Source organism: Microbacterium sp. NPDC056234 (assembly GCF_042267585.1).
In the GTDB taxonomy this organism is placed as follows: Bacteria; Actinomycetota; Actinomycetes; order Actinomycetales; family Microbacteriaceae; genus Microbacterium.
Genome location: NZ_JBHJTE010000002.1, coordinates 339,112 through 363,262 on the forward strand (window position 1 = coordinate 339,112; position 24,151 = coordinate 363,262).

General features: G+C 68.2%; 21 protein-coding genes. 14 read left to right on the forward strand and 7 right to left on the reverse strand.

Annotated features, from left to right (window positions below):
- Window positions 1-5: 5 nt before the first annotated feature.
- The 7 genes from tsf (at window position 6) to ACFCYE_RS07515 (ending at window position 5,049) form a co-directional block, all read left to right on the forward strand.
- Window positions 6-833: a translation elongation factor Ts gene (tsf, locus tag ACFCYE_RS07485; RefSeq protein ID WP_376177642.1), complete on the forward strand. Its 828-nt coding sequence runs from the start codon at window positions 6-8 to the stop codon at window positions 831-833.
- A gap of 92 nt (window positions 834-925) precedes the next feature.
- Window positions 926-1,642, forward strand: a complete 717-nt coding sequence (pyrH, locus tag ACFCYE_RS07490; protein WP_376177643.1) for a UMP kinase — start codon at window positions 926-928, stop codon at window positions 1,640-1,642.
- Window positions 1,643-1,713: 71 nt separating this feature from the next.
- A complete protein-coding gene (gene frr / locus ACFCYE_RS07495; RefSeq protein ID WP_376177644.1) occupies window positions 1,714-2,268 on the forward strand; it encodes a ribosome recycling factor in 555 nt (184 codons plus the stop codon).
- 6 nt (window positions 2,269-2,274) lie between these two features.
- Complete coding sequence (locus ACFCYE_RS07500; RefSeq protein WP_376177645.1) at window positions 2,275-3,399, forward strand: phosphatidate cytidylyltransferase; 1,125 nt, start codon at window positions 2,275-2,277, stop codon at window positions 3,397-3,399.
- A gap of 24 nt (window positions 3,400-3,423) precedes the next feature.
- Window positions 3,424-3,990, forward strand: coding sequence for a DivIVA domain-containing protein (locus ACFCYE_RS07505; RefSeq protein WP_376177646.1), 567 nt, complete (start codon window positions 3,424-3,426; stop codon window positions 3,988-3,990).
- 48 nt (window positions 3,991-4,038) lie between these two features.
- Window positions 4,039-4,746: a transglycosylase SLT domain-containing protein gene (locus ACFCYE_RS07510; protein WP_376177647.1), complete on the forward strand. Its 708-nt coding sequence runs from the start codon at window positions 4,039-4,041 to the stop codon at window positions 4,744-4,746.
- A gap of 12 nt (window positions 4,747-4,758) precedes the next feature.
- Window positions 4,759-5,049, forward strand: coding sequence for a hypothetical protein (locus tag ACFCYE_RS07515; RefSeq protein WP_376177648.1), 291 nt, complete (start codon window positions 4,759-4,761; stop codon window positions 5,047-5,049).
- A gap of 6 nt (window positions 5,050-5,055) precedes the next feature.
- Here the strand turns inward: ACFCYE_RS07515 and ACFCYE_RS07520 are convergent, their stop codons facing one another.
- The gene (locus tag ACFCYE_RS07520) at window positions 5,056-6,108 is read right to left on the reverse strand and encodes an AI-2E family transporter (RefSeq protein WP_376177650.1); all 1,053 of its coding nucleotides are present in this window, start codon (window positions 6,106-6,108) and stop codon (window positions 5,056-5,058) included.
- A 177-nt stretch (window positions 6,109-6,285) separates the two neighbouring features.
- Between ACFCYE_RS07520 and ACFCYE_RS07525 the strand changes: the two genes are divergently transcribed.
- Window positions 6,286-8,208 carry a glycosyl transferase gene (locus ACFCYE_RS07525; protein WP_376177652.1) on the forward strand — a complete coding sequence of 641 codons (1,923 nt, stop codon included), beginning with the start codon at window positions 6,286-6,288 and terminating at the stop codon, window positions 8,206-8,208.
- Window positions 8,205-9,146: a tetratricopeptide repeat protein gene (locus ACFCYE_RS07530; protein WP_376177653.1), complete on the forward strand. Its 942-nt coding sequence runs from the start codon at window positions 8,205-8,207 to the stop codon at window positions 9,144-9,146. Before ACFCYE_RS07525 ends, ACFCYE_RS07530 begins: the two co-directional genes overlap by 4 nt.
- Before the next feature lie 32 nt (window positions 9,147-9,178).
- On the opposite strand, the gene glgB is transcribed toward ACFCYE_RS07530, so the two are convergent.
- The 3 genes from glgB to glgX are packed head-to-tail and all read right to left on the reverse strand — an operon-like array spanning window position 9,179 to window position 15,587.
- On the reverse strand, window positions 9,179-11,386 hold the full coding sequence (gene glgB / locus ACFCYE_RS07535; RefSeq protein ID WP_376177655.1) for a 1,4-alpha-glucan branching protein GlgB: 2,208 nt from the start codon (window positions 11,384-11,386) through the stop codon (window positions 9,179-9,181).
- Complete coding sequence (locus tag ACFCYE_RS07540) at window positions 11,383-13,455, reverse strand: maltotransferase domain-containing protein (RefSeq protein WP_376177657.1); 2,073 nt, start codon at window positions 13,453-13,455, stop codon at window positions 11,383-11,385. Before ACFCYE_RS07540 ends, glgB begins: the two co-directional genes overlap by 4 nt.
- A gap of 59 nt (window positions 13,456-13,514) precedes the next feature.
- Entirely contained in the window at window positions 13,515-15,587 is a 2,073-nt protein-coding gene (glgX, locus tag ACFCYE_RS07545) for a glycogen debranching protein GlgX (RefSeq protein ID WP_376177659.1), read from the reverse strand.
- A gap of 92 nt (window positions 15,588-15,679) precedes the next feature.
- On the opposite strand from glgX, the gene ACFCYE_RS07550 reads away from it, so the two are divergent.
- Genes ACFCYE_RS07550 through ACFCYE_RS07570 form a run of 5 tightly spaced genes read left to right on the forward strand, consistent with a single transcriptional unit; the run spans window position 15,680 to window position 21,325 of the window.
- A complete protein-coding gene (locus tag ACFCYE_RS07550; RefSeq protein WP_376177660.1) occupies window positions 15,680-16,855 on the forward strand; it encodes a cysteine desulfurase family protein in 1,176 nt (391 codons plus the stop codon).
- Window positions 16,856-16,864: 9 nt separating this feature from the next.
- Window positions 16,865-17,962, forward strand: coding sequence for a tRNA 2-thiouridine(34) synthase MnmA (gene mnmA / locus ACFCYE_RS07555; RefSeq protein ID WP_376177661.1), 1,098 nt, complete (start codon window positions 16,865-16,867; stop codon window positions 17,960-17,962).
- A 48-nt stretch (window positions 17,963-18,010) separates the two neighbouring features.
- Entirely contained in the window at window positions 18,011-20,326 is a 2,316-nt protein-coding gene (ligA, locus tag ACFCYE_RS07560) for an NAD-dependent DNA ligase LigA (RefSeq protein WP_376177662.1), read from the forward strand.
- On the forward strand, window positions 20,323-20,802 hold the full coding sequence (locus ACFCYE_RS07565; protein ID WP_376177663.1) for a hypothetical protein: 480 nt from the start codon (window positions 20,323-20,325) through the stop codon (window positions 20,800-20,802). The genes ligA and ACFCYE_RS07565 overlap by 4 nt, the downstream gene beginning before the upstream one ends.
- On the forward strand, window positions 20,795-21,325 hold the full coding sequence (locus ACFCYE_RS07570; RefSeq protein WP_376177665.1) for an AAA family ATPase: 531 nt from the start codon (window positions 20,795-20,797) through the stop codon (window positions 21,323-21,325). The genes ACFCYE_RS07565 and ACFCYE_RS07570 overlap by 8 nt, the downstream gene beginning before the upstream one ends.
- A 21-nt stretch (window positions 21,326-21,346) precedes the next feature.
- Here the strand turns inward: ACFCYE_RS07570 and ACFCYE_RS07575 are convergent, their stop codons facing one another.
- From ACFCYE_RS07575 to ACFCYE_RS07585, 3 genes are all read right to left on the reverse strand, one after another.
- The gene (locus tag ACFCYE_RS07575) at window positions 21,347-21,622 is read right to left on the reverse strand and encodes an acylphosphatase (protein ID WP_376177666.1); all 276 of its coding nucleotides are present in this window, start codon (window positions 21,620-21,622) and stop codon (window positions 21,347-21,349) included.
- On the reverse strand, window positions 21,619-22,164 hold the full coding sequence (locus tag ACFCYE_RS07580) for a GNAT family N-acetyltransferase (RefSeq protein ID WP_376177667.1): 546 nt from the start codon (window positions 22,162-22,164) through the stop codon (window positions 21,619-21,621). Before ACFCYE_RS07580 ends, ACFCYE_RS07575 begins: the two co-directional genes overlap by 4 nt.
- A 106-nt stretch (window positions 22,165-22,270) precedes the next feature.
- A complete protein-coding gene (locus ACFCYE_RS07585; protein ID WP_376178147.1) occupies window positions 22,271-24,088 on the reverse strand; it encodes a DEAD/DEAH box helicase in 1,818 nt (605 codons plus the stop codon).
- Window positions 24,089-24,151 lie beyond the last annotated feature (63 nt).

The window sequence follows — 24,151 nt, forward strand, 5'->3', positions numbered from 1 at the left end:
CACACATGGCCAACTTCACCATCGCTGACATCAAGGCGCTGCGTGAGCAGCTCGGCACGGGAATGGTCGACACGAAGAAGGCACTCGAGGAAGCCGATGGCGACCGCGAGAAGGCCGTCGAGATCCTTCGTCTGAAGGGTGCGAAGGGCAACGCGAAGCGCGCTGACCGTTCCACCAGCGAGGGCCTGGTCGTCGCCCGCGAGCAGGACGGCGCCGTGACGCTCGTCGAGCTCGCCTGCGAGACCGACTTCGTCGCGAAGAACGATCGCTTCATCGCGCTGTCCGAGAAGGTCGCCGACGCCGTGGCCGCCGTCAAGGCGAACACGGTCGAAGAGGCTCTCGCAGCCGACGTCGCCGGCCAGACCGTCGACCAGCTGATCTCGGATGAGGCGGCGATCATCGGCGAGAAGGTCGAACTGCGTCGCGTTCGCACCCTGACCGGCGACCACTTCGAGGTCTACCTGCATCGCACCAGCAAGGACCTGCCGCCGCAGATCGGTGTCGTCGTCGCCTACTCGGGTGACGACGCCGAGACCGCGCGCAGCATCGCCCAGCACATCTCGTTCGCGAACCCGTCGTACCTGTCCCGTGAGGACGTTCCGGCGGCTGAAGTAGAGAAGGAGCGCGAGATCGTCACCGAGATCTCCCGCAGCGAGGGCAAGCCGGAAGCGGCGCTGCCGAAGATCGTCGAAGGCCGCGTCACCGCGTTCATCAAGCAGGTCGCACTGCTCGAGCAGGACTACGCCAAGGACAACAAGCTGTCCGTGGCCAAGGTCGCGCAGGACGCCGGTATCACCGTGACGGACTTCGCGCGCTTCAAGGTCGGCGCGTAACGACGTCGAAGGGGTTCGGATCCGCGAGGGTCCGAACCCCTTCTTCATGCCCAGAAGGCACTATCTTGATTTCGGGACGAGAGGATTCACCCATGACTGAACGAACAGGACGCCGCCGCGTCCTTCTCAAGCTCTCCGGCGAGGCATTCGGTGCCGGTCAGCTGGGTGTCAACCCCGACGTGGTCAGCCAGATCGCGCGCGAGATCGCCGCGGCCGTCGATGAGGTCGAGATCGCCGTCGTCGTCGGAGGAGGAAACTTCTTCCGCGGTGCGGAGCTCAGCCAGCGCGGCATGGACCGAGGGCGGGCCGACTACATGGGCATGCTCGGAACAGTGATGAACGCCCTGGCGCTGCAGGACTTCCTCGAGCAGGCGGGCGCAGCCACGCGCGTCCAGTCCGCCATCGCGATGACACAGGTCGCCGAGCCCTACATTCCGCGTCGCGCCGAGCGCCACATGGAGAAGGGGCGCGTCGTGATCTTCGGAGCCGGCGCCGGCCTGCCCTACTTCTCCACCGATACCGTCGCGGCCCAGCGCGCACTGGAGATCGGCGCGCAGGAGGTGCTCGTCGCCAAGAACGGCGTCGACGCGATCTACACGGCGGATCCCCACAAGGATGCCTCGGCGACGCGCATCGACCAGGTGACCTACCGCGAAGCACTGCAGCGCGGTCTCAAGGTCGTCGATTCGACGGCGTTCAGCCTGTGCATGGACAACAATATGGACATGCGGGTGTTCGGGATGGAGCCGTCGGGCAACATCACGCGCGCGCTGCTCGGAGAGACCATCGGCACGCTCGTCACCTCTTGAGCGTCGTGGGCGGGTGCTGCGGCATCCGCCCCGATAGAATTGCCAGAACACCCCAGACGATTGGAGTCGCCGTGATCGCGGACGTCCTCGCAGAAACCACCACCCGGATGACCAGGGCGGTCGAAGCCGCGAAAGAGGATTTCGCCACGGTGCGCACCGGGCGTGCGAACCCGCAGCTTTTCCAGAAGGTCATGGTCGACTACTACGGGTCGCCCACGCCGCTCGCGCAGCTGGCGTCGCTCGCCAACCCCGAGGCGCGTTCGCTCATCATCACGCCGTACGACAAGTCGGCGCTGAAGGCGATCGAACAGGCGATCCGCGACATGCCGAACCTGGGTGCGAACCCGTCGAACGACGGAAACATCGTCCGCGTGACGATGCCGGAGCTCACGGAGGAGCGCCGCAAGGAGTACGTCAAGCTCGTGCGCTCCAAGGGCGAGGATGCCAAGGTCCATGTCCGCGGCATCCGCCGCAAGGCGAAGGACGAGCTCGACGCGCTCAAGAGCGACGTCGGCGAGGATGAGATCGCCCGCGGCGAGAAGGATCTCGACGCTCTGACGCGTCAGCACGTCGACCTGATCGACGAGGCGCTGAAGCGCAAAGAGGCAGAACTGCTCGAGGTGTGAGCGGGAATGACTGACGACTCCGGGGGCTCGCCGACGAACGATGCGCCGACCAGGCGCAGCGAGCGGCGACGCGATGGGGCGGGGCCGTCCCCGCTGAGCGACAGCGCCTTCCCCGGGTTCGACGCCGCGGTCGTGCCGCCGAAGCCGGAACTGCCTCCTGAGGCGACGCCCGGCATGTCGACGGGGGAGCACAACGCGATCCGCGAACAGTGGCGGGCCAGGCGCGGCGAGTTCGAGAACCATGTCTCGCACGCGAAGGACCAGCTCGATCAGGCGAACGAGCGCATCAAGGAGCGCACAGGGCGTGACCTGATCGTCGCGATCCTCATCGGTCTCGCGGCGGGTGCGGTCCTGCTCGGCTCGCTGCTGTTCATCAAGTGGCTCTTCGTGCCGATCGTCCTGGCCATCGCGTTGCTGAGCATCTACGAGCTCGGTCGGGCGCTGCGCGGGGCTGGACGCCGCGTCGACATCGTCCCGCAACTGGTGGCCGGTACGCCATTGGTGCTGGCCGGCTACTTCGCCGAGCCCTGGTTGTGCTGGGTGGCGTTGTTCGCGTCCGCGGCCTTCGTGATCGTGTGGCGACTGGTCGCTCAGATGATGGTTCAGGACGGTCGCACCTACGGCGCGGTGCTGGGAGACGTCGTCAGCGGCGGGTTCGTCCAGGTGTACGTCCCGTTTCTCGCGAGCATCGCCCTGATCCTGCTGTCGCAGGAAGGCGGGCAGTGGTGGGTGCTCTCGTTCATCGGGATCGCGGTCGCAGCCGACACCGGGGCGTACGCATCCGGCTTGGCGTTCGGCAAGCATCCGATGGCTCCGCGGATCAGTCCGAAGAAGACCTGGGAGGGCTTCGCCGGTGCGGTCGTCGCCGCGACCGGTGTCGGAGTGCTCCTCGCGTTGTACCTGCTTCAGATGCCATGGTGGGCCGGCGCGATCCTCGGTGCCGCTGTGCTGCTGTCCGCGACGCTCGGCGATCTCGCCGAATCCATGCTCAAGCGCGACCTCGGCATCAAGGACATGAGTTCGTGGTTGCCGGGCCACGGCGGACTGCTCGACCGTCTCGACAGCATCCTGCCGTCGACGATCCCGGCACTGACCCTCTATTTCCTGCTGTCGCCCTGGGCGGCGCTCTGATGACGGTCGGATACGGTGGTTGACGTGACAGATCTGCAGACCAATCCGGCGCCGTCGGCATTCACCCTGACGAGCGGCCGGGCCCGCGGGTACCACCCGGCCGCGGTCGATGCATTCCTCTCGGCCGCGAAGGCCAGTTTCGAACGCGACGACGATGCGCTGTCGGCCGAGGACGTCCGTGTGGCGTCGTTCCCGATGGTGCGCGGTGGCTACGCGGTCGCGGAGGTGGATGCGGCCCTCGGGCGCATCGAGGACGCATTCGCGGCGCGGATCCGCGACCGTGCGGTGCGCGCAGAGGGTGCGACCGCGTGGGTCGAGCAGGCCAGGGGAGAGGCGCAGGTGATCCTGGATCATCTCGCACGTCCGAAGATGCACAAATTCGCGCGCGTCGGCTGGCTCACGTACGGCTACCGGGCCGAAGAGGTCGATCACGTCGCGCGTCGCATCGTCCGCTACCTCCGCGACGGCGATGAGCTCTCGGTGGAGCAGCTGCGATCGGCCGCGTTCAGGATGCAGCGCGGCGGCTACCGCGAGGAACAGGTCGATGCTCTGCTGGACGCGACGATCGAGGTCATGCTCGCGGTTCGGTGACAGTTCTCATGGTCTCCTCAGCGGGCTCTGGTCTACACTGAGGCTATTGTGAGTTCACCCCACGAGTCTGAAGAGATCGCCGTCGCGCCCGCGTCCGGCCGCGCAGATATCGTCTTCACCGCGAAGCGACCGGCGCCGGCGCGCGCCCGTTGGTCGCGCCGACGTGGCGTCGTCGCCACGTTCGCTTCGCTCGCGGTCGTCGGCTTCGCCGCGGCCATCGTGGCGCCGACCGGCTTCGCCCTCGCCGAAACAGCCGACTCCGCCCAGGCGCAGACGACCGTCTATTCGCTGGCCGCTGAAGAGTCTCAGGATCTGCGGGTGACCGTCGACGGTGCCGCTTTCGCGCCCGTCGATCGCGGAACCTACGAGGTCTACGTCACGCCGAAGCCGACGCCGACACCCACTCCGAAGCCTGCATCATCAGGATCGAAGGGCAAGGGCAGCAGCGGCAGCGGCAGCCGACCGCAGTACACCGGCGGCGGTTCCCCGGCCGAGTGGATGTCCGCCGCTGGCATCGCTGAAGGCGACTGGGGCTTCGTGGACTACATCGTCTCGAAGGAGAGCGGCTGGAATCCGAACGCGGTGAACCGCTCGTCGGGCGCAAGCGGCTTGGTGCAGGCGCTGCCGTGCGGCAAGGTTCCAGGCAACTGCTTCGACCCTGTCGACAACCTGCGCTGGGCGAACGGCTACGCCACGGGTCGATACGGCAGCTGGGAAGGCGCGTACAACTTCTGGCGGAGCAACCACTGGTGGTGACACCGCTCCACCATGCCACGATCCCGTAAGCGGCGCCCGGAGCGCTCGAGCACAGACGACTCGTTCGATCGTCTTCTCGCCGGCTGGAAGCGCACCGAGACCCGACGCGGTCGGGAGTGGGTCGTCCAGCCGGTCTCGGCACTGCAGGCGCAGAAGGACTACGTCTGTCCCGGGTGCACGCAGGTCATCGCATCAGGGCTGGCGCATCTGGTCGCCTGGCGTGCGGACGGAGTTCTCGGCGAAGCCGCCGACCTCGCAGCGCGGCGGCACTGGCATACGCACTGCTGGAGACTCGGATCCTGACTCCGATCAGCGCTCGTTCATGCGCGGGATGACGACCTGACGGTAGATGATCAGGATGCTGGCTGCGACCGGAATCGCGATGAGCGCACCGAGCAGTCCGAGCAGCGAGCCGCCGGCGAGGGCTGCTACGACGACCACAGCACCCGGCACCGAAACGGCCCTGCTCATGATGCGCGGGGAGACCACATACGCTTCGATCTGCATGTAGATCAGGTAGTAGACACCGGCGGCGAGAGCCGTCGCGGGGGAGCCGAGGCCGGGGATCAGGCACGCCAGCACGATGATGGTGGAACCGGTCAGGGTTCCGACCAGCGGGATGAGCGAGAAGAAGAAGGCGACGACCGCGAGGACGGCGGGGAACGGCGCCTGGATGATCGACAGGTAGATCGCGCTCAGCACGCCGTTGATCACACCGAGCGAGACCTGACCCATGACGTAGTAGCCGACGGAATCGGTGATCTGGTCGGCGAGGTCGATGAAACGCGGACGCTTGGACGCCGGCACGAGCTGGTAGACCGCGCGCTTGAGCGAAGGCGTCGAGGCGGTGAGGTAGATCGTCAGGATCAGCACGATGAAAGCGCCGAAGAGCCCGTTGACGACGCCGAGGCTCGCGTTGATCACGCCGCCGGTGATGCTGCCGACGTTCGCCAGGAGCCAGTCCTGCGCCTCTGTCAGGACGCGGTCGATGTCCAGAGCGGGGAAGATGCCGCCCAGCCAGGTCCGCAGGTCGGCCCAGATGTCGTTGCTGCTCTGCACGAGAGCGGTGATCTGCTCGACCAGCTGTGTGACCTGCGAGATGATGATCGGCAGGACGATCAGGACGATCCCGGTGAACACCCCGAGCACCACGACGATCGTGACCAGCACGGCGAGCCAGCGAGGGAGTTTCTGACGCTCGAGCCAGGAGATCAGGGGATCGAGACCGAGGCTGATGAACAGTGCCGTGCCGAGGTAGAGCAGCACGGTGGACAGCGTCTGCACACTGCCGATGAGCAGGATGCCGAGACCGACGCCCAGCGTCGCGACCAGCGCCGTGCGGAACGGGTTGTGCAGCTTCATATCGGCTCCTTGCAGAACGGGTGAGGACAGCGTATCCAGCGGAAGGCGGCCTGCGATGAAGACGTGCCGCGGACCCGGCGGCAATCCGCCTGAGACAACACTCAGGTGATTTCGCTAGTCTGAAACGTCGAGCGATGATCCGACTCCGGTTTCCGGGTCACGTAAGGAGAACTTTTCGTGCGATTCGTATGGGCCGTCGTGGCCTTCGTCCTGGCCACGCTCCTGATCGGTGCGGGTATCGCTCAGCGCACCCTTTTCATGGGCCCTTCCAGCGAGGAGCTCGTTCTGGAGACCTCGCAGCCGGAGCCGTTCACACTCATCGACGGGGCCGTGCTGCGCACGCAGCCCGGGCTTCAGAGCCTCATCATCCGTGGCGACGGCGAGTTGTTCGCGGCCTACGGTCGCACTGCCGACATGGAAGCGTGGCTCTCGGACACCACGTACAACGCGATCACACTCGACGACGAAGGCTCCCCGGCCACGACGGTGGTCGAACCGGACGACGTCGAGGATGCCGACGGCGATGCCGCGGGGGCGACCGCCACCCCGACGCCCACGCCGACCGAGGACGCGGCACAGGCGACGACCGGCCGCAACCCGGCGGGATCCGACCTGTGGCTGGACTCGTTCAGCGAACAGGACCAGATCATCACCGACATGCAGCTGCCGGAAGGCACCAGCATCCTCATCGCGCGCGACGGCACCGAGCCGGCGCCGGATGACATCGTCGTCTCCTGGCCTCTGGACAACTCCACGCCCCTCGCCGGTCCGCTCATGGCCGCCGGCGGATTGATGCTCGCGATCGGGATCGTGCTGTACATCCTCGGGATCCGGCACCAGCGCCGTGGCCGAGGGCCGCGCCGCAAGGGTCCTGGTCCGCTTCCGGCCACCGAGCCGATCGACGTCGCCATCGACCGGGTTCCCGAAAGGGAAGCGATCGAGCAGAAGCCCTCGGGCGACAGCTCCTCGTCGGAGACCGAAACCGAAACCGAACAGGGCGCGGATCCCCAGGGCACTGCGAAGCGGGTCGCGCCGCCCCGACGCCGAAGGCTCGCGATCCCCGCGCTTGCACTTGTCGCTGTGGTGGCGACCGGCTGCTCGGCTGATTCCTGGCCGCAGTTCGGCGCCGAGACGGCTACACCGTCGCCGACTCCGACGGTGATCGCCCCCGACAACCAGAAGCCGCCCGCGGTGACGGAGGCGCAGGCCAAGCGCATCCTGGAGAGCGTCTCAGGCACTGTGGCGACGGCAGATGCCGAGCTCGACATCGATCTGGCCGCGACTCGACTCGACGGGGCGGCTCTCACCGCGCGTCGTACCGACTACACGCTGCGCGGCGCCATCGCGGATCGGCCGGCACCGGCCACCATCCCCGCTGACGACGTCGAGATCCTCCTGCCGCAGGCGACGGACGCGTGGCCGCGTACCGTGCTGATGCTCTCCAAGAGCAACGAGGACGAATCCGTGGCCCCTGTGATCTTCACCATGAGCCAGCAGGACCCGTGGTCGAATTACAAGATCTCCTACCTCGCCGAGATGCAGGCGTCCGTCGAGCTGCCCGCACTGGCGCCTGCCTGGGCCGGCACGACCCTCGTCCCGCCGGACACGACGTTCCTCGCGATCGCCCCGAACGAGCTCGCCACGGCGTTCTCGGACGTGGTGGATGCCGGTGAGACGAGCGCCTCGTACGACCTGTTCGACGACGGAACGCACGAGCTCGCCGCGACCATCCAGGCGAGCAGGCAGTCCGTCGTCGACAGTCTCGCCGAGAAGAAGGCGGCCGAGACGTCGAAGGCCGAGTTCGGCATGGACCCCGCCACCGACCAGCCGGTCTCCATGGCCACCCTGGACAGCGGCGCGATCGTCTCGGTGTCCGTGCTCGACAGCGAGACCATCACTCCGACGTCCTCCGATGCCGTCATCAAGTTCGGCGAGGACCCGGTGGCGAAGGCGCTCACCGGCGTCGACCAGTCGGCCAAGGGCGTGAAGACGACGTACAGCATGCAGCTGTTCTTCTCGGTTCCGACGCAGGTCTCCGGCGAGCAGGTCAGGCTGCTGGCGGTGCACCAGGACGTCCTCAATGTGGAAGTGATCAAATGACCGACATCTCTCCGGCCGCACTGCGCGGCGCCGTCGACCTGTCCGCCTTGCGCAACCGCCCTGCGACCCCGGCGAATCAGACCGACGCTGCTCCCACCGACGCTGCCGCCGCGGCGACAGGCGCACTCATCCGCGACATCACGGACGAGACATTCGGCGAGGTGCTCGAGCTGTCCCGAACCGTACCGGTCGTCATCGACCTGTGGGCCGAGTGGTGCGGACCGTGCAAGCAGCTGAGCCCGATCCTCGAGAAGATCACGCAGGAACTCGCAGGGCGCGTCGTCCTCGCCAAGGTGGACGTCGACGCCAACCCGCAGCTCGCCCAGGGGTTCAGGGCCCAGTCGATCCCGATGGTGGTCGCGCTCGTCGCCGGGCAGCCGGTTCCGATGTTCAACGGCGCGGTCCCGGAGGAGCAGGTGCGCCAGGTGTTCGACCAGCTTCTGCAGCTCGCCGCTCAGAACGGCGTCACCGGCTCGCTCTCCGTAGGGGACGAGCAGCCCGAGGAACCGGCTGAAGAGCCGCCGCTGCCCCCGCTGCACGCGGAGGCGTACGCGGCGATCGAGAACGGCGACTACGCGACCGCGATCCGCGCTTACGAGAAGGCCCTCGCAGAGAACCCGAGGGATGACGAGGCGCGTGCAGGGCTCGGACAGGTGCGCCTTCTCGATCGCGTCCAGGGCTTGGATCTCCAGGAGGCACGTGCGGCGGCCGCCGCAGCGCCGCAGGATGCCGACGCGCAGTTCGCCGTGGCCGACCTGGACATCGCGGGTGGCCACGTCGAGGATGCATTCGGACGTCTCCTCGATCTGTTCGCCGTCCTGGGTCCGGACGAGCGGACACCCGTCCGCGAGCGTCTGGTCGAATTGTTCGGCCTGATCGGGGCCGATGACCCCCGCGTGATCAGCGCCCGCACACGGCTCTCGTCCCTGCTCTTCTGACCACCCGGCGTCGTGGCGCCGGGGCGGCGGCGTCAGCCGTGAGACACCGTCGGAACGTGCGGTTCCGGCTGATACCGCAACCAGAGGGTCGACAGCGCAGGCAGTGTGACCGCGGCCACCGGAGCCCCGGCATCCGATTCGGCGCGGGCGACCACCATGCCGAGATTTCCGACGTCGTGGCCGCCGTAAGCGGCGGCATCGGAGTTCAGCACCTCCTGCCAGACTCCTTCCACGCTGAACGTCAGCGGCAGGGCCGTCCTCGTCACGCCCGAGAAGTTGGACACGACCGCCAGACGTCCGCCGTGGGCGTCGCGTCGCTCGAACGCGATCACGTTCGGATCCCATGACGGACCGCCCATCCTTGTGAACGAGGACGCGTCGCCGTCGCGCTCCCAGAGGGGTGCCTGCGCGCGGTAGGTGGTGTTCAGCGAGCCGACGAATTCCATCAGCCGGCGATGCGCCGGCTGATCGAGCAGCCACCAGTCCAGCTCGCGGGTTTCGGACCATTCCGAGAGCTGACCGAACTCCTGGCCCATGAAGAGCAGATTCTTTCCGGGGTGACCCCACATGTAGGCGAGGTAGGCGCGCGCGTTCGCGAGCTGGTGCGCGTGGTCTCCTGGCATCTTCGCGACCAGGCTCTTCTTGCCGTGCACGACTTCGTCATGGCTGATCGGGAGGACGTAGTTCTCCCCGAACGCGTACACGAACGAGAAGGTCATCTCGCCCTCATGGTGCGAGCGGTGCACCGGATCGCGCTGGATGTAGACGAGCGAGTCGTTCATCCAACCCATGTTCCATTTGAACCCGAACCCGAGACCGGCGTGCTCGGTCGGCGCGGTGACGCCGGGGAAGCTCGTCGACTCCTCGGCGATCATGACGATGCCGGGATGGAGGCGGTACGCGGTCGCGTTCGCCTCCTGCAGGAACCGGATCGCTTCCAGGTTCTCGCGGCCGCCGTGGATGTTCGGCTCCCACTCGCCGTCCTTGCGCGAGTAGTCCAGGTAGAGCATGGATGCGACGGCATCCACCCGCAGCCCGTCGATGTGGAACTGTTCGAACCAGTAGAGGGCGTTGGCCACGAGGAACCCCCGGACCTCGGGGCGTCCGTAATCGAAGATCAACGTGCCCCAGTCCTGATGCTCGCCGCGCCGCGGGTCGGGGTGCTCGTACAGCGCTTCGCCGTCGAAACGGGCGAGGGCGAAAGCATCCTTGGGGAAGTGACCCGGTACCCAGTCCAGGATGACGCCGATCCCGGCGCCGTGCAGGCGATCGATCAGGTGGCGCAGATCGTCGGGGGAGCCGAAGCGACTGGTCGGCGCGTAGTAGCCGCTGACCTGATAGCCCCAGGACCCGCCGAACGGGTGCTCGGCGACCGGCATGAACTCGACGTGCGTGAATCCCGTCGCCTTGACGTGCTCGATGAGCGGATCCGCCATGTCCCGGTATCCGAGTCCGTGCCGCCACGAGCCCAGATGCACTTCGTAGACCGACATCGGCTGTGCGACGGCGTGGGTGGCGGCACGGCGGGTCATCCAGGCGCCGTCCTGCCAGACGTACGCGGATGCCGTCACGACCGACGCGGTCTCCGGCGGGAGCTGTGCGGCCTGCGCCATGGGGTCGGCCTTGAGGATCCAGCGGCCGTCGCGAGTCAGGATCTCGTACTTGTAGCGGGTGCCGATGGTGACATCGGGGATGAACAGCTCCCAGATGCCGCTCGAACCGAGCGACCGCATCGGGTGCCCCGATCCTTCCCATCCGTTGTGGTCGCCGACCACTCGAACGGCACGGGCGTTCGGCGCCCACACCGCGAATGCGGTGCCGAGCTCGGAGCCGTGCGCCCTCGGATGCGCCCCGAGAACCTCCCACAGCCGCTCATGGCGGCCTTCGGCGATCAGGTGCATGTCCATGTCGCCCAGCGTCGGCAGATGCCGGTAGGGGTCGCCGGAGAAGATCTCATCGTCGTCGCCGTATGCCGTCGCGACGCGGTAGGCCACGGGTGGACCCTCATGCCTCGCCTCCCATATGCCGTGTGCGGCATGCGCGAGCGCCAGCCGTTGTCCATCCGCGAACACGATGCTGACCTCGTCGGCGAGGGGGCGTCGGACGCGAACGGTCGTGTGCGTACGTCCGGCCGCATCCGTCGCCGGATGCGCGCCCAGGAGATCGTGCGGAGCGTGATGCGCGCCCGCGGCGATCTGTTCCCAGCTCTCGGCCTCGGTCACGTCCTCGACGTAGCTCATGATCGCTCCTTCACTGCCAGGATGTGCACCGGCTCGGCGAAGGCGTCGAGCCGCACGTAGTCGTGGTCGCTCCAGGTCCATACCTGCCCGGTGATGAGATCCTCGACGTCGAACGTCCCGCCCGGTTCGACCCCCCAGAGGCGGGTGTCGAGGTGCACCGTGGTCTCACGGACCGAGTGCGGGTCGACATTGGCGACCACGAGGACCGTATCGGCGGCACCTGTGCCGGTGAACGCCGCATCCAGATGCTTCGAGTACACCAGCACCGCGTCGTCATCGCTCCAGTGCACGGACAGGTTGCGCAGCTGGCGCAGAGCGGGGTGATCGCGCCGGATCTCGTTCAGTCGCCGCAGATACGGCGCGAGCGACTCGCCGGCAGCCTCGGCACCGGCGAAGTCCCGCATCTTGTACTCGTACTTCTCGTTGTCGATGTTCTCCTCGGCGCCTGGCCGTGCGATGTTCTCGTAAAGCTCGTAGCCGGCATAGACGCCGTACGTGGGGGCGGCCGTCGCAGCGATCGCCGCACGGACGCGGTACGCCGCGCGCCCACCGAACTGCAGGTACTCCGTCAGGATGTCCGGCGTATTCACGAAGAGGTTGGGCCGCAGATAGTCCGCGGTCTCCGTCGCGAGCGACGTGAGGAAGTCCTCGAGCTCGGTCTTGCTGTTGCGCCAGGTGAAGTAGGTGTAGCTCTGCTGGAAACCGACGGCCGCGAGTCCTCGCAGGGGAGCGGGGCGCGTGAACGCCTCGGCGAGGAAGACGACGTCGGAGTGGGCCTCGTTGACACGGGCGATCAGCCACTCCCAGAACCAGAGGGGTTTGGTGTGCGGGTTGTCGACGCGGAAGATCTGCACGCCCTGCGCGATCCAGTGCTCGACGACACGCAGCACTTCGGCGCAGATCCCGTCGGGATCGTTGTCGAAGTTGATCGGATAGATGTCCTGATATTTCTTGGGCGGGTTCTCGGCGTAGGCGATGGTCCCATCCGGAAGGGTCGTGAACCACTCCGGGTGCTCGGTCACCCACGGGTGGTCGGGGGAGGCCTGCAGCGCCAGGTCGAGGGCGATCTCCAGGCCCGCCTTGTTCGCAGCGCGCACGAACGCACGGAAGTCGGCCGGCGTACCCAGGTCGGGATGGACGGTGTCATGGCCTCCGTCAGCCGAGCCGATCGCCCACGGCGAACCAGGATCGTTCGGGCCGGCGTTGAGCGTGTTGTTCGGACCCTTGCGATGGCTGCGGCCGATCGGATGGATCGGCGGCAGATAGAGCACGTCGAAGCCCATCTCGGCGACGGCGGCGAGCCGCTTGGTCGCCGTGCGGAACGTGCCGCTGACGATCGTGCCGTCCTTGGCGCGCTTCGCGCCCTCCGAGCGGGGGAAGAACTCGTACCAGGCGCCGACGCCGGCGCGAGTGCGCTCCACGAGGAGTCGTCGTTCGTCCGACGCCGCGAAGAGCGACCGCAGAGGGCGCTCGGCGAACAGCCTCGCGAATTCCGCACTCCGGGCGGCCTCCAGTGCCGCGGCTGCTCCGCCCGCGTCGAGCTGGCGCGCCGCGGCGGTCAGCCGGCGGCGTTCGTTCGCCGGCCTGTCCTTCTCGGCGGCGGCGCGCGCGAGCAGTTGTGAACCGGAGGCCGTCATCACCTCGACGTCGACGCCGGCGGCGATCTTGACGGCAGCGGCGTGCGCCCAGGTCGCGTGGTCGTCCGAGAACGCCTCGAACCGGTAGCGCCACAGCCCCCGGGCATCGAGCGCGATGGCGGCCTCCCACCGGTCGGTGCCGTCGCCCCGCGGCGTCAGCCGGTGCAGGCTCTCCGATCCGTCAGGCGCGGTGAGGCGGACGTGCACGCCGATGCGGTCGTGTCCCTCACGGAATGCGATGATGCTGAAGGGCACGACCTCGCCGGCGAACGCCTTGGCGTCGAATCCGCCGGGGACGTCAGGACGCGGATCCGACAGCGGGATCCGGCCCGTGCGCGTCGCGCCGGTGACGACGGTCGCCGGAGCGGACCGCAGAGGAATCTGGACGGGGCTCCTCAGAGCCTCGGAACGGGATACCGTGCGTGCGGCCATGTCCCGAATCTACCGCTCCCGCGCCTCCGGTGACACCCGCGCGCGACGCGGTTCTCGCGTCACTCGACGCGGAACAGGTGCATGGACGTCCCAGGCACCGGCAGGACATCGCCGGGGGCGAAGATGCGTTCCTCGGCATCCGGATGCTCGTCGGCGCTCGACCACAGCGAGACGAACCGCGTCGCCCCCTCGACGGCCTCGGGAAGTGTGACGTCGATGGGAGTCTCGGTGCCGTGCACGATCAGGAGGATGCGGTTGAAGTCCTCGCTCTCAGGGGTCGAGGCCGCGACGTACTGGAGCGTCCGGTTACCCGGATCCGTCCACTGCTGCTGCTCCATCGTCCCGCCGTCCTGGTCGTACCAGTCCATGACGCTCGCGTTGGGGATGTGCTCGCCCAGGCGCGCATACCGGGAGGGACGCAGCGCGGGATTCTCGCGCCGCAGCCGGGTCAGCGTCGCCACGTGGGCGCGCAGATCCTCCTGCCACGGCTCGAACTCCCAGCTCAGCCAGGTCAGCGCGGAGTCGTGCGCGTACGCGTTGTTGTTGCCGCGCTGGGTGCGCCCCGTCTCGTCCCCTGCGGTGAGCATCGGAATGCCGGCGGAGAGCAGCACCGTCCCGAGGAGGTTGCGCATCGCCTTCCTGCGGGCGGCGAGGATCGCCTGATCGTCGGTCGGCCCTTCGGCGCCGTGGTTGAACGAGCGGTTCAGATCGGCGCCGTCGTGATTGTTCTCGCCGTTGGCCTCGTTGTGCTTGACGTCGTACGACACGAGGTCGTGCAGCGTGAATCCGTCGTGCGCCGTGACGAAGTTCACGCTCGCGAGCGGACCGCGCTCGTCGGCGAAGGTGTTGGATGATCCGGCCAGGCGCGTGGCGAAACCGCCGATGCCGACCGGGGCCGATGCGCGCCTGGCGTAGTCGATGTCGCTGAGCCAGAAGTTGCGGACGCGGTCGCGGTAGCGGTCGTTCCATTCCAGGAACCCGTCGGGGAAGTTTCCGGTCTGCCAGCCACCGAGGCCGACGTCCCACGGCTCGGCGATGAGCTTGACGTCGGCGAGGATCGGGTCGTCCTGGATCGCCCGCAGCAACGGATGCTCGCGGTCGTACTCGTGACGGGCATTGCGTCCGAGAGCGGTGGCGAGGTCGAACCGGAAGCCGTCGATCTGCATTTCGGTCGCCCAGTAGCGCAGCGAGTCCAGGACCAGGCGCGCCGCGGCATCCGTCGAGGTGTTGAGAGTGTTCCCGCAACCGGTGGTGTCGATGTACGCGCCGTCGGCCTGCTGGCGGTAGTACCCGGCGTTGTCGATGCCGCGCAGACTCGAGCGAGGGCCGCCGATGCCCTCTTCCGAGGTGTGGTTGTAGACGACGTCGAGCACGACCTCGAGACCGGCCTCGTGCAGTAGCCGGACCATGCCCTTGAACTCGGACAGGACCGCCTCAGGCCCCTCTTTGCGCGCGTCGTCGCTCGCGTACGCGGCGTGCGGGGTGAAGAAGTTCAGGGTGTTGTATCCCCAGTAGTTCGTCAGACCGCGCTCGAGGAGGCGCGGCTCGGGGACGAATGCGTGGATGGGCAGCAATTCGATCGTCGTGACGCCGATCGAATGGAGGTACTCGATCATGGCCGGGTGCGCGAGTCCGGCATAGGTGCCGTGCAGGGCGGGTGTGACGCCGGGGTGGCGCTTGGTCATCCCCTTGAGGTGGCCCTCGTAGATGACCGTGCGGTCCAGCGGGATGCGCGGCTTCGTCACGCCTCCCCAGTCGAATCCGTCCGCGATGACGACCGATCGCCATTCCTCATAGCCATCGCCCTGGGCGAGACCTCTGGCATACGGATCGAGCAGCAGCGTCTCGGGGTTGAACGTGTTGCCGGGTCCGTGCGGGCCTCCCGCGCGCAGCGCGTAGCGTGTGCCCGGCTGCAGCAGGTCCGTCGTGACCTCCCACACGCTGCCGGGGCGACGCTCGAGCTGGACGGTGTCGGTGACCCAGTCCAGGTCGGTTTCATCGAAGATGACGAGCTCGACGGAGGACGCGTTCTGAGACCAGACGCGCAGCGTCGCGGTGCCGTCATGCAGACGGACACCGAGATCATCGAGGTTGGTTCCGCCGGGGGCGGCGAACGCACGGGTCGCGGACATGAGTAACACCCTAAGCCGCTTGTGTTGCAGTCTCATCTCAGACTGCACTCGGTTCCACCGCCGTCGCAGCGGATCCGGGGGAGAATCGAAGCATGCGGCACTATCTTGATCACGCGGCGACCACGCCGCTGCGCGCGGAATCCCGGGATGCGTGGCTGGCGGCGACGTCCGTGATCGGCAACGCGTCGTCGACGCATGGCGCGGGGCAGGATGCCCGTCGTCTGCTGGAGGAATCGCGCGAGCGCATCGCCGCGGTGCTGCAGTGCGATCCGATCGAGGTCGTTCTCACCTCTGGTGGAACGGAGTCGATCAACACGGCGCTGCGGGGGATGTGGGCCTCTCGCCCGCAGGGGACGAGCGCGATCGTGCTTCCGGATGCCGAGCATCACGCCACCGTCGACACGGTGGCGGCCCTGACACGGGAGGGCGCCGAGGTGCGTGCCGTGGGCGTGAACGGTCGGGCGCGCATCGATGCCGCGGCGTTCGCCGCAGCGCTTCGCGGCGCTGCCCTCGCGACGGCGCTGGTCGCCAACAACGAGTCGGGCACGGTCAACGACGCGGCCGCTCTCGCACAGGCGGCGGGGGACACGGCGACACCGCTGCACCTGGATGCCGTCGGGGCGCTCGGTCACGTGCCACTGTCATTCCGCAGGCTTCGAGGCGACGCGCCGGCCGGTGCCGGGCTGGTCGCCATGAGCCTTGCCGGGCACAAGATCGGAGCTCCTGTCGGCGTCGGCGCGCTCGTCGTCGCGCGCACCGCCCGTGTGAGCGCCCTGATGCACGGTGGGGCGCAGCAGCGCGGGTTGCGGGCAGGGACGCAGGACGTCGCAGGAGCAGCTGCGTTCGCCGTGGCGCTCGAGGTCGCCGAGTCCGAGCGCGAGAGCGAGACGAGTCGACTCTCGCGCCTGCGGGATCGGCTGGTCACCGGCATCCTGGACCGCGTCCCGGATGCCGAGCTCCTCGGCGACCCCGTCGACAGGCTGCCGGGCAATGCTCACATGCTGTTCCCCGGTGCCGTGGGGGAGAGCCTGCTATTCCTGCTGGACGTCGCAGGCATCGCTGCTTCGACCGGTTCCGCGTGCCAGGCCGGCGTCGCGGAGCCGTCGCACGTCGTGATGGCGATGGGCCGAACAGAGCAGGACGCACGCAGCGTGCTGCGCTTCACACTCGGTCGCACCTCCACCGAAGACGACGTGGATGCCGTCCTCGCCGTCATCGCCGACGTGTACGCGCGGGCATCCGGCTCCGGTTCAGCCAGCGGCTCGTAGACTGGACGCATGCGAATTCTGGCGGCCATGAGCGGTGGCGTGGACTCCGCCGTCGCGGCAGCACGAGCCGTCGAGGCGGGCCACGAGGTCGTCGGCGTGCACCTGGCGCTCTCACGCGCCGGAGAAACCCTGCGCACCGGCAGCCGCGGTTGCTGCACGATCGAGGACGCCATGGATGCCCGCCGTGCGGCGGATCGCCTGGGCATCCCGTTCTACGTGTGGGACTTCTCCGAGCGGTTCCGCGACGACGTGATCGATGACTTCATCAACGAGTACCAGGCCGGTCGAACGCCGAATCCGTGCATGCGCTGCAACGAGAAGATCAAGTTCGCCGCGCTTCTGGAGCGTGCGCTGGAGCTCGGATTCGACGCGGTCTGCACCGGGCACTACGCGACGCTGGTCTCGACCGATGAGGGACTGGAGCTGCACCGGGCCTCCGACAACGCGAAGGACCAGTCGTACGTCCTGGGCGTGCTGACCGCGGAGCAGCTCGCGCACACCTATTTCCCGCTCGGCTCCACGCCGTCCAAGGCGCTCGTTCGGGCGGAGGCCGCCGAGCGCGGTCTCAGTGTCGCGCAGAAGCCGGACAGCCACGACATCTGCTTCATCCCCGATGGCGACACCCGCGGGTGGCTCGCGGAGAAGGTCGGCACTGCGACCGGCGAGATCGTGGATCGTTCCGGCGCCGTGGTCGGCTCGCACGAGGGCGCGCACGGCTACACGGTCGGCCAGCGGCGCGGCCTGCACCTCGGAGTCCCCGCGCCCGACGGCAAGCCGCGCTTCGTGCTCGAGGTGCGGCCGGTGTCGAACACGGTGGTCGTCGGTCCCAAGGAGGCACTCGCGATCGCCGAGATCTCGGGGGAGCGGTTCAGCTGGGCCGGCGCGGCACCGACGGAGTCCGAGTTCTCCTGCCACGTGCAGATCAGAGCGCACGCCGAGCCGGAGCCCGCCGTGGCCTTCGTGTCTGATGCCGGGGTCCGCGTCGTGCCGGAGCGGCCGTTGAACGGAGTGGCCCCAGGACAGACCGCCGTGCTGTACGTCGGAACCCGCGTGCTCGGACAGTTCACGATCGACACGACGGTCTCCGCAGTTCCGGTCGGCGCGTAGCTGCCCGATTGCCGGGTGGATGTCGGCGCCCGCTCGTAGACTCGTCCTGTGCCGGAGAACATCTCGCTGGAAGACGCCCGCCTCGAAGCCGAAGAGCTGACGACCCGCATCCTCGAGGCGAAGGACGCGTACTACGGGCGCGACACCTCGCTCGTCGACGACGCGACGTACGACACGTGGATGCGTCGGCTGGAGGAGCTGGAGCGGCTGCACCCCGAGCTTCAGGGGCAGGACTCGCCCACGCAGATGGTCGGTGCTGCCGACGCCACCGGGCTTGCGACGATCGAGCACGCCGAGCGGATGCTGAGCCTGGACAACGTCTTCTCCGTCGAGGAGCTGCGTGACTGGGCTGCCAAGACGCAGGCGGCTGCCGGACGCTCCGTCGCGTGGCTCACCGAGCTCAAGATCGACGGGCTGGCGATCAACCTTCGCTACGAGAAGGGCGTGCTGACATCGGCGGCGACCCGTGGCGACGGACGCGTCGGCGAGATCGTCACCGAGAACGCGCTCCGGCTGCCCGAGATCCCCGCGCGCCTGAGCGGCGACGGCCACCCCGACATCGTCGAGGTCCGCGGTGAGGTCTTCATCCCCGTCGCCGCTTTCGAGCGGCTGAATGCAGCGCAGGCGGCGTTCCGAGAGCGCGCATATGCCGATGCTCATGCGCGGTGGGAGGGCCGCGGTGGTGCCAAGAAGCCGTTCGAGGAGGACAAGGCCCGTGCCGCCGCGGCGCGCCGATTCCCCGCGTTCGCGAATCCCCGCAATGCAGCCAGCGGCGGGCTGCGTCAGCAGCTCGACAAGAAGGACGGGCTGGAGCTCGAGGCCGGCCTCCTGCGCATCGAGTCCCTCGCGATGTACGTGCACGGCATCGGCGCCTGGCAGAACCCTCCGGTCGCGGCGCAGAGCGAGGTGTACGACCTGCTCGCGGGCTGGGGGCTTCCCACGAGCCCGCATTTCCGGGTGTGCGAGGGTGTCGATGATGTCGTCGCCTTCGTCGAGCACTTCGGCGAGCACCGGCACGACATCGAGCACGAGCTCGACGGCATCGTCGTCAAGGTCGACGAACTCGCCCTGCACGATGAACTGGGCATGACCAGTCGGGCACCGCGATGGGCGATCGCCTACAAGTACCCCCCGGAAGAGGTGCAGACGAAGCTGCTCGACATCGTGGTGTCGGTCGGACGCACGGGCCGGGCGACGCCGTTCGCCGTCATGGCGCCGGCGCACGTCGCGGGGTCCGTCGTGCGGCAGGCCACCCTGCACAACAAGGATGTGGTCAAGGCCAAGGGCGTCCTGATCGGCGACACGGTCGTCCTCCGCAAGGCGGGGGATGTGATCCCCGAGGTGCTCGGGCCGGTGGTCGACAAGCGCGTTGGCACCGAGCGCGAGTTCGTGATGCCGGAGCGCTGCCCGGAATGCGACACGCCGCTGCGCCCGATGAAGGAGGGCGACATCGATCTGCGGTGCCCGAATGCGCGTTCGTGCCCCGCGCAGGTGCGGGGACGCGTCGAACACATCGGATCCCGCGGTGCCCTCGATATCGAGGTGCTCGGCGAGGTGACGGCGGCGGCACTCACCCAGGCCGAGCCGCCCGCTGATGCACCGCTCGATACCGAGGCCGGGCTGTTCTCCCTCGCGCTCGATGATCTCGTGCCCATCTCTGTGATCGTCCGCGACAGCGAGACGGGGCTGCCGAAGCAGGACGATGACGGCGTGGTGAAGACCAGGTCGCCGTTCCGGCGGAACCCGACATCGGCGGAGCGGAAGTCGGGTGTCGACGGGCCCCAGCCCTCGTCGGCGGCCGTGAAGCTGCTCGCCGAGCTCGAGAAGGCGAAGACGAAGGAGCTGTGGAGACTGCTCGTGTCGCTCAACATCCGCCATGTCGGACCCGTCGCTGCTCGTGCGCTCGCGCAGTGGTTCGGGTCGCTGGACGCGATCCGCGCGGCCTCCCGCGAGGAACTCGCGGCAGTGGAGGGCGTCGGCGGCATCATCGCGGACTCGCTGCTGGACTGGTTCGAGATCGACTGGCATCGCGAGATCGTCGAACGGTGGGCACAGGCGGGGGTGCAGTGGGCGACGCCAGGGCATCCGGGCCCCGGCGCTGCCGTCGCCGAGGGCGGCGTCCTCGACGGCCTGACGATCGTCGCGACGGGCAGCCTGGACGGCTACACGCGCGACGGCGCGCAGGAGGCGATCATCAAGGCCGGTGGCAAGGCCGCATCCAGCGTCTCGAAGAAGACCGACTTCGTCGCCGCAGGACCGGGAGCAGGGTCCAAGCTCGCGAAGGCGGAGGATCTCGGCATCCGGATTCTGGACGCCGCGCAATTCCACATCCTCGTCACGGAAGGCCCGGACGCGCTCGCATGAGGCGTTACGGCCCGCTGATCGCCGTTCCCGGCGCCCTGGCGATCGGCGACCCCGGGCGGCACCATCTCCGGCTCACGCCGGACGCGGTGATCATCCGCGACGGCTCCGAGGGTCGCGGAGTGCTCGCATGGGACGCGATCGAGCGGGTGACCCTCGACGTTCCGACGACGAGATTCCGGCTGCCAGGTCTGGTGAGCACGGTCGTGATCGGCGCGGTCACGGTGGTCACCGCCGACATGCTCGACCTCGATCCGGATGACGGGTCCGTCGAGCTGATCGTGGACGGCGAGTCGACGACGACACCCTTGAGCAGGCATCACGTGGGCGGCTACTGGGCGCCGACGGTGGACGGCGCGCACCGCCTGCTGACCCACCTCATCCGCACACCGGCGCAGAGGGCACTGCTCGAGCACCCGGAGCCCCTGATCGACATCGCCGCCAAGCTGGCACGATCAGGGGCGGACGTCGGTGGCTGATCGGCTCATCGTCCTCAACGGCATGGCCGGCGCAGGCAAGACGACCCTCGCCGGACCGCTGGCGCGCGAGCTCGGGGTTCCCTTCGTGTCCAAGGACGCCATCAAGGAAGCGCTGGGCGATGCCGTCGACGCGGTTCTCCCGACTCGTGAGGTCGGAGCCCTGGCCGCTGATGCGCTCTGGCGGGTCGTCGGGATGCTGGACGGCACCGTCCTCGTCGAGTCCGTCTGGCTCGCCGGGCGCGACGAACGCTGGTTCCGCCGCGGTTGGGAGTCCGCCGGCTCACCGGTCGGTGTCGAGCTGTGGTGCCAGGCTCCACGCGATGTCATGCGCGAGCGTTATCTGACGCGTCCGCGCCACCGAGTGCACGACGACCACGGGCGCCTCGACGAATGGAATGCCGCCGCGCTCGTCGCCGGCCCGATGACGGGATTCCCGGTGATCGAGGTCGACACGGAAGCCAACGTTGACGTACGAGTTGTCGCCGCCCTCATCTCTGCGCGCGGCTTCGGTGCGAGGGGATGAGGCGCGTCCTGAGCGGGTCGATCACGCCGTGGCGCGGATCTCGAAGCCCTCGACGGCGGCCTCGGGGAGCTCGAGGACCTCGATGGCTTCGATCCGTGCGTGACAGGGGCCCGTCCGCATCGCGTGAACGACACGGTCGATCCGCACCTGATCGCCGTGCAGTTCGGCCTCGACCGTACCGTCTCGACGGTTGCGCACCCACCCCGTGATGCCGTTCTCCGCGGCGAGACCGTGCACGAACCAGCGGTAGCCGACGCCCTGCACGCGGCCGCTGACGATGACCTTCACGGACGTCATGGCAGTTCTCGGACGTGGCGCAGCTCGTGAAGCGCCGTTGCGCCACCGGCATCTCCGTACTTCTCACCGCCGTCGGCGATCCAGCCGTGCGTCTCGTAGAACCGGATCGCGCGTGCGTTCCCGGCGAGTACCCACAGATAGGCATCCGGGTATCCGGCTTCGCGCAGCTCGCCGTCGACCCGAGATATCAGGGCATGTCCGACGCCGTGCGACCACACGGACGGATGCGCGTACAGGCCGGCGATCTCACCGCGGTGGGATTCACCCTCATCCCTCCCCGGACCGAACGTGACCCAGCCCAGGATCCGTTCATCGTCCTCGGCGACGAGCAGTCGATGCGCCGGCTCGTCGTAGCCCTCGGGCGGGAGTCCTTGCAATGACCGCGTGATGAAGCTCGCCCACATGGTCGTCCGCCGGTCGACGTCCAGTCCGTCGAGGACCGTCTGGTCGATGAGCCCCGGATACGCCGAGCGCCACGCGTCCACATGCACCTCGGCCACACCTGTGGCATCCTCGACCCGCGCCCATCGCACCTTCAGCATGCCGTCACCGTATCCGAAACGCCGCAGGGACCGCGAAACGTACATCACGGGGTGAGCCCGAGCCAGTCAGGCTCGGGCTCACCCCGTGAACGAGTTTCGCGGAGGGTCAGCCCTTGTGACGGGGCTTGCGGAACGGCTTCTCGTCGCGGTCGCCGCGCGGCGGCCGGTTGTCGCGGTCGTATCGCGGGCGGTCGTCGCGACGGTCACCGCTGTCGCGGGGGCGGCGCGCTCCGGGTCCACGGTCGGGCGCGATCTCGATCAGACGTCCCGAGATGCGGGTGTCCTTCAGCTTGTCCAGCACCGAGGGATCCAGGTTCGCGGGCAGCTCGACGATCGAGAAGTCCGGGTTGATCTTGATCGCACCGAAGTCGTCGCGACCGAGGCCGCCTTCGTTCGCGAGTGCACCGACGATCTGGCGGGGCTCCACGCGGTGGCGGCGGCCGACCTCGATGCGGTACGCGGCGTAGTCGCCGCGCCCACGGCGCTCGGTGCGCGGGGGACGCTCACCGCGCTCCGGACGGGACCCGGACTCGCGCGGCGGTCGGTTGTCCGCCGCGACGGCACGCGCCAGCGGGTCGTTCTGGGGATCGAGCAGCAGGGGCGTCTCGCCCTGTGCGACGACGGCCAGCGCGGCGGCCACATCGCCCTCGGGGACGTCGTGGTTGCGGACGTAGTGCGCGACGATGTCGCGGAACGCCTCGATGCGGCTGGTCTCGGACAGCGCAGTCGTGATGGCGTCGTCGAAGCGCGTCAGGCGCGTCGTGTTGATGTCCTCGGTGCTCGGCAACTGCATCTGGGCCGGCTGCTGACGCGTCGCCTTCTCGATGTGCTTGAGCAGGTAGCGCTCGCGCGGGGTGATGAAGCTGATCGCGTCTCCGGTGCGGCCGGCGCGGCCGGTGCGGCCGATGCGGTGCACGTACGACTCGGTGTCGGTGGGGATGTCGAAGTTGATCACGTGGCTGATGCGCTCGACATCCAGACCACGGGCGGCGACGTCGGTGGCGACCAGGATGTCGAGCTTGCCGTCCTTCAGCTGGTTCACGCTGCGCTCGCGCTGGACCTGCGGGACGTCGCCGTTGATGGCGGCGGCCGAGTATCCGCGGGCGCGCAGCTTCTCGGCGAGCGTCTCGGTCTCGTTCTTCGTGCGGACGAAGACGATCATGCCGTCGAAGTTCTCGACCTCGAGGATGCGCGTGAGCGCGTCGACCTTCTGCTGGTACGAGACCACGAGGTAGCGCTGCGTGATGTTCGTTCCTGTCGCGGTCTTCGACTTGATGCTGATCTCTTCGGGATCGCGCAGGTACTGCTGCGCGAGCCGGCGGATCTGGGGAGGCATCGTGGCGGAGAACAGCGCGACCTGCTTCTCCTCCGGAGTCTGGGCGAGGATCTGCTCGACGTCCTCGGCAAAGCCCATCTTGAGCATCTCGTCGGCCTCATCGAGCACGAGGTACTTCAGTTCGGAGAGGTCCAGCGTGCCCTTGGCGAGATGGTCCATGATGCGCCCTGGTGTGCCGACGACGACGTGGACACCGCGGCGCAGCGCCGACAGCTGGACGCCGTAGCCCTGTCCGCCGTATACCGGGAGGACGTGGACGCCCTTCATCCTCGAGGCGTACGACTCGAAGGCCTCGCACACCTGCAGCGCGAGTTCGCGCGTCGGAGCGAGCACGAGTGCCTGAGGCGTCTTCTGCGAGATGTCGAGGCGCTCGAGCACGGGCAGCGCGAAGGCCGCGGTCTTTCCCGTGCCGGTCTGCGCCATGCCGACGACATCGCGGCCGTTCAGGAGGGTCGGGATGGTCTCGGCCTGGATGGGCGAAGGGGTCTCGTATCCGAGGTCACGGATGGCTTTGAGAACGGGCCCGGTGATGCCGAGCTCCTCGAATCCTGGGGTTGCGGGGGATTCCTCGGGGGCGTCGGTCAGCACTGCGTCTTCAGGGGTCACTACCTAAAGGTAGCGCCCCGCGGGCCCTCGTGTCTGTGAGATCGT